Raw genomic sequence first — 5,658 nt, 5'->3', positions numbered from 1 at the left:
CCGCCCACCCTCGGCACCCGAGGACCGCTCGCCGCGCTCCCCGGCCCCGGTGCCCACCGGACCCGTACGGCCCGCCGCGTCCGCAGGGCCCCCCGTGGCCACCTCTTCCTCGCCCGCAACCTCACCGCGCACCTGGTCGGCCCGGGCCTCCGCCGCCCCCGCGCCCGCGTCCGCCGCCCGCTCCGGATCGTCCTCGCACGTGATCCCCTCGGCACTGGGCACCCCCGCACTCCACTCCCTCGCACTCCACTCCCCCGCGCCCCACTCCTGCTCGCGCCGCTCGGCGAGCACCCGCAGGCAGGCCCAGCGGGCGAGGGCGTAGAGCCAGGCGCGGCGCTGCTCGCCGTCGGCCTGGGGGCAGTGGCCGCGAGCGCCCCGGCCGCGGCCGTGCTGCCGCTGCCGCTGCCGCTCGGCCACCGCCAGCGCCTCACCGAGCGCGGTGCTCGCGGCCTGGTGATCGCAGAGCATGGACAGGCAGTAGGTGAAGAGGCCGTCCAGATACGGCTCGTAGTGATCCAGGGGGCGCTGAGGTCGCACGGGAGGAGAGCTCGGGGCGCCAGAGTGCGCCTGGTGTGCGCCGGTGGCGTGCATGGGGTGCTCTGACCTTGTGCTCATCACCCGGTGACCGTAGGGGGATGATGCAGACCCGCTGGCACTACTTGAGCAGTTTTAACCCTTACAGGTGATGTTCTCGCTCGAAAGGGGACACGCGCCCTCCCGTGATTCCGGGGAATCTGGTAGGAGGGCCTCTACTCCGGTTGACAGGGTCTGACGGCGACGAGGCGTGACGGGGGCCGCGGGCGGCGGGGAACGGGCCCGCCCGCGGCGACCGGATCCCCTGGGCCCGTGCCCCACTGTCAGTGGGCGGCGCTAGCGTTACCGCATGGCTGCCCGTACCTCCCGCTCGTCCGCCAAGGACCGGCCCTCCTACCGCTGCACCGAGTGCGGCTGGACCACCGCCAAGTGGCTCGGCCGATGCCCCGAGTGCCACGCCTGGGGCACGGTCGAGGAGTTCGGCGCGCCCGCCGTTCGCACCACCGCCCCCGGCCGGGTCACCTCCGCGGCCCTGCCCATCGGCCAGGTGGACGGCCGGCAGGCCACCGCCCGCGGCACCGGGGTGGACGAGCTGGACCGGGTGCTGGGCGGCGGGCTGGTCCCGGGCGCCGTGGTGCTGCTGGCCGGCGAGCCCGGGGTGGGCAAGTCCACGCTGCTGCTGGACGTGGCGGCCAAGGCGGCGAGCGAGGAGCACCGCACCCTCTACATCACGGGCGAGGAGTCGGCGAGCCAGGTCCGGCTGCGCGCGGACCGGATCGGGGCGCTGTCCGAGCACCTCTACCTGGCGGCGGAGACCGATCTGTCGGCCGTGCTGGGCCATCTGGACTCGGTCAAGCCCTCGCTGCTGATCCTGGACTCGGTGCAGACCGTCGCCTCGCCGGAGATCGACGGCGCACCCGGCGGCATGGCGCAGGTGCGGGAGGTGGCCGGGGCGCTGATCCGGGCCTCCAAGGAGCGCGGCATGTCCACCCTGCTGGTCGGCCACGTCACCAAGGACGGTGCCATCGCGGGCCCGCGGCTGCTGGAGCACCTGGTGGACGTGGTGCTGCACTTCGAGGGCGACCGGCACGCCCGGCTGCGCCTGGTGCGCGGTGTCAAGAACCGTTACGGGGCCACCGACGAGGTGGGCTGCTTCGAGCTGCACGACGAGGGCATCACCGGGCTCGCCGACCCGTCCGGGCTGTTCCTCACCCGCCGTGCGGAGCCGGTGCCGGGCACCTGTCTGACGGTCACCCTGGAGGGCCGCCGCCCGCTGGTCGCCGAGGTGCAGGCGCTGACCGTGGACTCGCAGATCCCCTCCCCGCGCCGTACCACCTCCGGCCTGGAGACCTCCCGGGTGTCGATGATGCTGGCGGTGCTGGAGCAGCGCGGCCGGATCAGCGCGCTGGGCAAGCGCGACATCTACAGCGCCACGGTGGGCGGGGTGAAGCTGTCCGAGCCGGCGGCCGACCTGGCGGTGGCGCTGGCACTGGCGAGCGCCGCCAGCGACACCCCGCTGCCGAAGAACCTGGTGGCGATCGGCGAGGTGGGCCTGGCGGGCGAGGTGCGCCGGGTGACCGGGGTGCAGCGGCGCCTCGCCGAGGCGGCCCGGCTCGGCTTCACCCACGCTCTGGTGCCCACCGATCCGGGCAAGGTGCCGCCCGGTATGCGCGTACAGGAAGTGGCGGACATAGGGGACGCGCTCCGTGTTCTGCCCCGGCGCGTACGCCGGGAGGCCCCACGGGAGGAGGTCGAGCGCCGGTAGACTTTGCCCTGGTCTCGCCCGTCACGACGGCATCCCGTCTGGCGGCATACGCTCGGCACAGAACGGCTTGAGCGGTCCGCGGCACCGAAGGACCTGGCGACGGAGGAGTGCAGTGGCAGCAGGCGACCGGGCAGTGGTTCCCGGCAAGGCCGATGGTCTGATGCGCGCCTCGCTGAGCGCGGTCGCACCCGGTACGGCGCTGCGTGACGGTCTGGAGCGGGTGCTGCGGGGCAACACCGGCGGTCTGATCGTCCTGGGCATGGACAGGACCGTCGAGTCGCTGTGCACCGGTGGTTTCGTCCTCGATGTCGAGTTCAGCGCGACCCGACTGCGCGAACTGTGCAAGCTGGACGGCGCGATGATCCTGGACAAGGACATCACCAAGATCGTACGGGCCGGTGTGCAGCTGGTCCCGGACGCCTCCATTCCGACCGAGGAGACCGGCACCCGGCACCGCACCGCGCAGCGGGTCTCCATCCAGACCGGGTTTCCGGTGGTCTCGGTCAGCCAGTCGATGCGGCTGATCGCGCTCTACGTCGACGGCGAGCGCCGGGTGCTGGAGGAGTCGGCGGCCATCCTGTCCCGCGCCAACCAGGCGCTGGCCACCCTGGAGCGGTACAAGCTCCGGCTGGACGAGGTGGCGGGCACCCTTTCCGCGCTGGAGATCGAGGACTTGGTCACCGTCCGCGATGTCACCGCGGTCGCCCAGCGCCTGGAGATGGTGCGGCGGATCGCCACCGAGATCGCCGAGTACGTACTCGAGCTCGGCACCGACGGACGGCTGCTCTCCCTCCAACTCGACGAGCTGATCGCGGGCGTGGAGCCGGAGCGTGAGCTGGTGATCCGCGACTACGTGCCGGAGCCCACCGCCAAGCGCGCCCGCACGGTGCCCGAGGCCCTGGCCGAGCTGGACCGGCTCAGCCACGCCGAGCTGCTGGAACCCCCCATCGTGGCGCGTGCCCTGGGCTACAGCGGCTCCCCCGAGACCCTGGACTCCGCGGTGTCCCCGCGCGGCTTCCGGCTGCTGGCCAAGGTGCCGCGGCTGCCGGGCGCGATCATCGAGCGGCTGGTGGAGCACTTCGGCGGACTGCAGAAGCTGCTCGCGGCGAGCGTGGACGACCTCCAGACGGTGGACGGCGTCGGCGAGGCCCGCGCCCGCTCGGTCCGCGAGGGCCTGTCCCGCCTCGCGGAGTCCTCCATCCTGGAGCGGTACGTCTGACCCCGTCCGGCGGGGCCCCGTACGTTGGGGGCGGCACCGCCGGTCCGCCTGACGACCTCACGGCACCTCCGCGCGGGCGGCGGTACGGCCGACGCGGTCGCGGTGCCGGCTCGACCGCAGTGCCGTCTCAGTCCCGGTGCCGACACGGGCTCGCGGTGCCGACTCGCTCGCGGGGCCGTCCCGGCCGCGGTACGGCCGACACGGTCGCCCGGATCCGCCGGATCGGCGGTGGTGCGGCCGACGCGGTCGCGGATCCGGTGCCTCGCCGACGGTACGGCCCCCGCGACGCGGACGGGTTCGGCCGTCAGTCCTTCTTCAGCACGAAGGAGACCTGAGCCGCCGCGAGACGGCCCACCTTCGCCTCGACCAGGTAGGTGTCCGGCCCGGCGGTGGCGCTGCCGGCGGGGTCCTCGCAGTTCTCGGCGCTCCGCTTGCGGTCCCACTTCAGGCTGCGGACGGTCTCGCCCTTGCCCGGCACCTCGACATAGGCCACGGCGCTGCCCTTGGGGCAGTCGGTGGTGGCCCACACATGCTTGTTGTCGCCGTTGGTGATGGTCAGCGAGGCCGACTCATGCCCGAAGTCCACCTTGCAGGCGGTCACCGAGGAGTTCTTGACGACCAGTTCGAAGGTCGGCTTCTCCCCGGGCTCGTAGTCGTTCTTGACCTTGCCGTCCTTGACGCTGCGCACCGTCAGTTCCACCGCGCCGGCCTTGCAGTCCGGCAGCGGCGAGGTGGCCGAGACGACCGGCCGGTCGCCGGTGCCGATGCCCTGGCCGGCACCGCCCCCACCGGGGCCGCCGTCGCCGTCTGAATCTCCGTCAGCACCACCGCCGGCGGTGCCACCGCCGCTGTCCTGGGGATCGGCCTCGTCCCGGCCGCCCGGACGTCCGCTGTGCACGGGCGTGGTGGAGGACGGCCCGGGGGTGATGGTGTTCGCGGCTCCGCCGCTCCCCGTGCCCTTGCCCTCGTCCTTCTTGCCGCCGCCCGAGCCGCCCATGCTGAGGGCCCAGACCACCAGCGCCACCAGGAGGGCGACCAGCAGCACGGCAACTGCCCTCCGGCGCCAGTAGATGGAGGAGGGAAGCGGCCCGATCGGATTGCGCAGAGATCCCACGCGGAAACTCTACGAGAGATCTGACACTCGACCAGCCAGTACCCGCCGCTGAACACCCCGACTTTTCGCATCATCCGACTGGAACCGCCAACGGAGTATGACTTTCGTCAGGTGTGGTCGCCGCCCTTAGCCCGATGTGGTGAGCTCGTAATGGGCCATACTGTCGACGGTATGACGAGTAGTGATCTCTACCGCCACGTCACCGACGCCGCGCACGACTCCCCCGAATGGCTCCGCAGCCTGGCCGAATTCGGTACCGACGGGGGGATAGTGCTGCTGCTCCTGGTGGCTGCGGCAACCTGGTGGCGGGCCCGCCAGGACACGGCGCGGACGATGGCGGCGGCCCTGCTGGTGCCGCTGGCGACGGTGCTGGCGTACGGCATCAGCGAGGTGTTGAAGTCCCTGATCGAGGAGGACCGCCCCTGTCGGGCGGTGGCCCATGCGGCACCCTCGATAGCCGAGTGCCCCCCACCCGGTGACTGGTCGTTCCCCAGCAACCACTCGACGCTGGCCGCCGCGATCGCCGTCGGCATCGTGTTCGCCTGGCGGCGGATCGCCCTGCTGGTGCTGCCGGTGGCCGTGCTGCTCGCCTTCTCCCGGGTCTTCGTCGGGGTGCACTACCCGCACGACGTGGCGGCCGGCTTCACGCTGGGCACCCTGACCGCCGTGCTCTGCGCGCGGCTGCTCACCGGCCCGCTGGCCGCCCGGGTGGACCGGCTGCGGCCGGCAGCCCCCGGTCATGCTCCGTCCCGGCACGCCGCGCGCCGGCGCCGCAACGGGGGACCGGCGGCCCTGATCCTCGGCCCCGGCCCGCGGCCCGCCCCGGCACCGGCGCCCGCACCCGCGTACCCGACCTCGTACTGACCGCTCGCCCAGGCCGCGCGGTGACGGCGGGACCAGCCGGATCCCCGGCCGGCCACCCGCCTCACCACGGCCCGCCGGCGGGTCCGGAACCCGCCGCCACCGGCCCGCGCCACCCACGCACCCCCGAAACCACCGGCCCGCGCCACCCACGCACCCCCGAAA

At 73.2% G+C, this 5,658-nt stretch carries 4 protein-coding genes and 1 pseudogene; 3 read left to right on the top strand and 2 right to left on the bottom strand.

The genetic code is table 11. From position 1 onward, the window contains the following. Nucleotides 1-537, bottom strand: a pseudogene (locus E4099_RS28255) (hypothetical protein); the annotation flags it as partial. Between the two features lie 346 nt (nucleotides 538-883). On the opposite strand from E4099_RS28255, the gene radA reads away from it, so the two are divergent. Together radA and disA are read left to right on the top strand one after the other, a co-directional pair. Then, the gene (gene radA, locus E4099_RS28250) at nucleotides 884-2,299 is read left to right on the top strand and encodes a DNA repair protein RadA (RefSeq protein WP_135341965.1); all 1,416 of its coding nucleotides are present in this window, start codon (nucleotides 884-886) and stop codon (nucleotides 2,297-2,299) included. A gap of 160 nt (nucleotides 2,300-2,459) precedes the next feature. Then, entirely contained in the window at nucleotides 2,460-3,518 is a 1,059-nt protein-coding gene (disA, locus tag E4099_RS28245) for a DNA integrity scanning diadenylate cyclase DisA (RefSeq protein WP_167828507.1), read from the top strand. 304 nt (nucleotides 3,519-3,822) lie between these two features. Here the strand turns inward: disA and E4099_RS28240 are convergent, their stop codons facing one another. Further along, on the bottom strand, nucleotides 3,823-4,632 hold the full coding sequence (locus E4099_RS28240) for a hypothetical protein (protein WP_135341963.1): 810 nt from the start codon (nucleotides 4,630-4,632) through the stop codon (nucleotides 3,823-3,825). Between the two features lie 171 nt (nucleotides 4,633-4,803). Here E4099_RS28240 and E4099_RS28235 point away from each other — a divergent pair, with 171 nt between their 5' ends. Beyond that, nucleotides 4,804-5,496, top strand: coding sequence for a phosphatase PAP2 family protein (locus E4099_RS28235; RefSeq protein WP_135341962.1), 693 nt, complete (start codon nucleotides 4,804-4,806; stop codon nucleotides 5,494-5,496). Nucleotides 5,497-5,658: the final 162 nt, after the last annotated feature.

The organism is Streptomyces palmae (genome assembly GCF_004684805.1).
Classification (GTDB): Bacteria; Actinomycetota; Actinomycetes; order Streptomycetales; family Streptomycetaceae; genus Streptomyces; species Streptomyces palmae.
Note: the sequence above shows the minus strand (reverse complement) of the source record. Positions and strands in the feature narration are given on the sequence as shown.

Coding starts and splice junctions, on each gene's coding strand:
- radA (WP_135341965.1), top strand. CDS start 884: ATGGCTGCCCGTACCTCCCGCTCGTCCGCCAAGGACCGGCCCTCCTAC.
- disA (WP_167828507.1), top strand. CDS start 2,460: ATGCGCGCCTCGCTGAGCGCGGTCGCACCCGGTACGGCGCTGCGTGAC.
- E4099_RS28235 (WP_135341962.1), top strand. CDS start 4,804: ATGACGAGTAGTGATCTCTACCGCCACGTCACCGACGCCGCGCACGAC.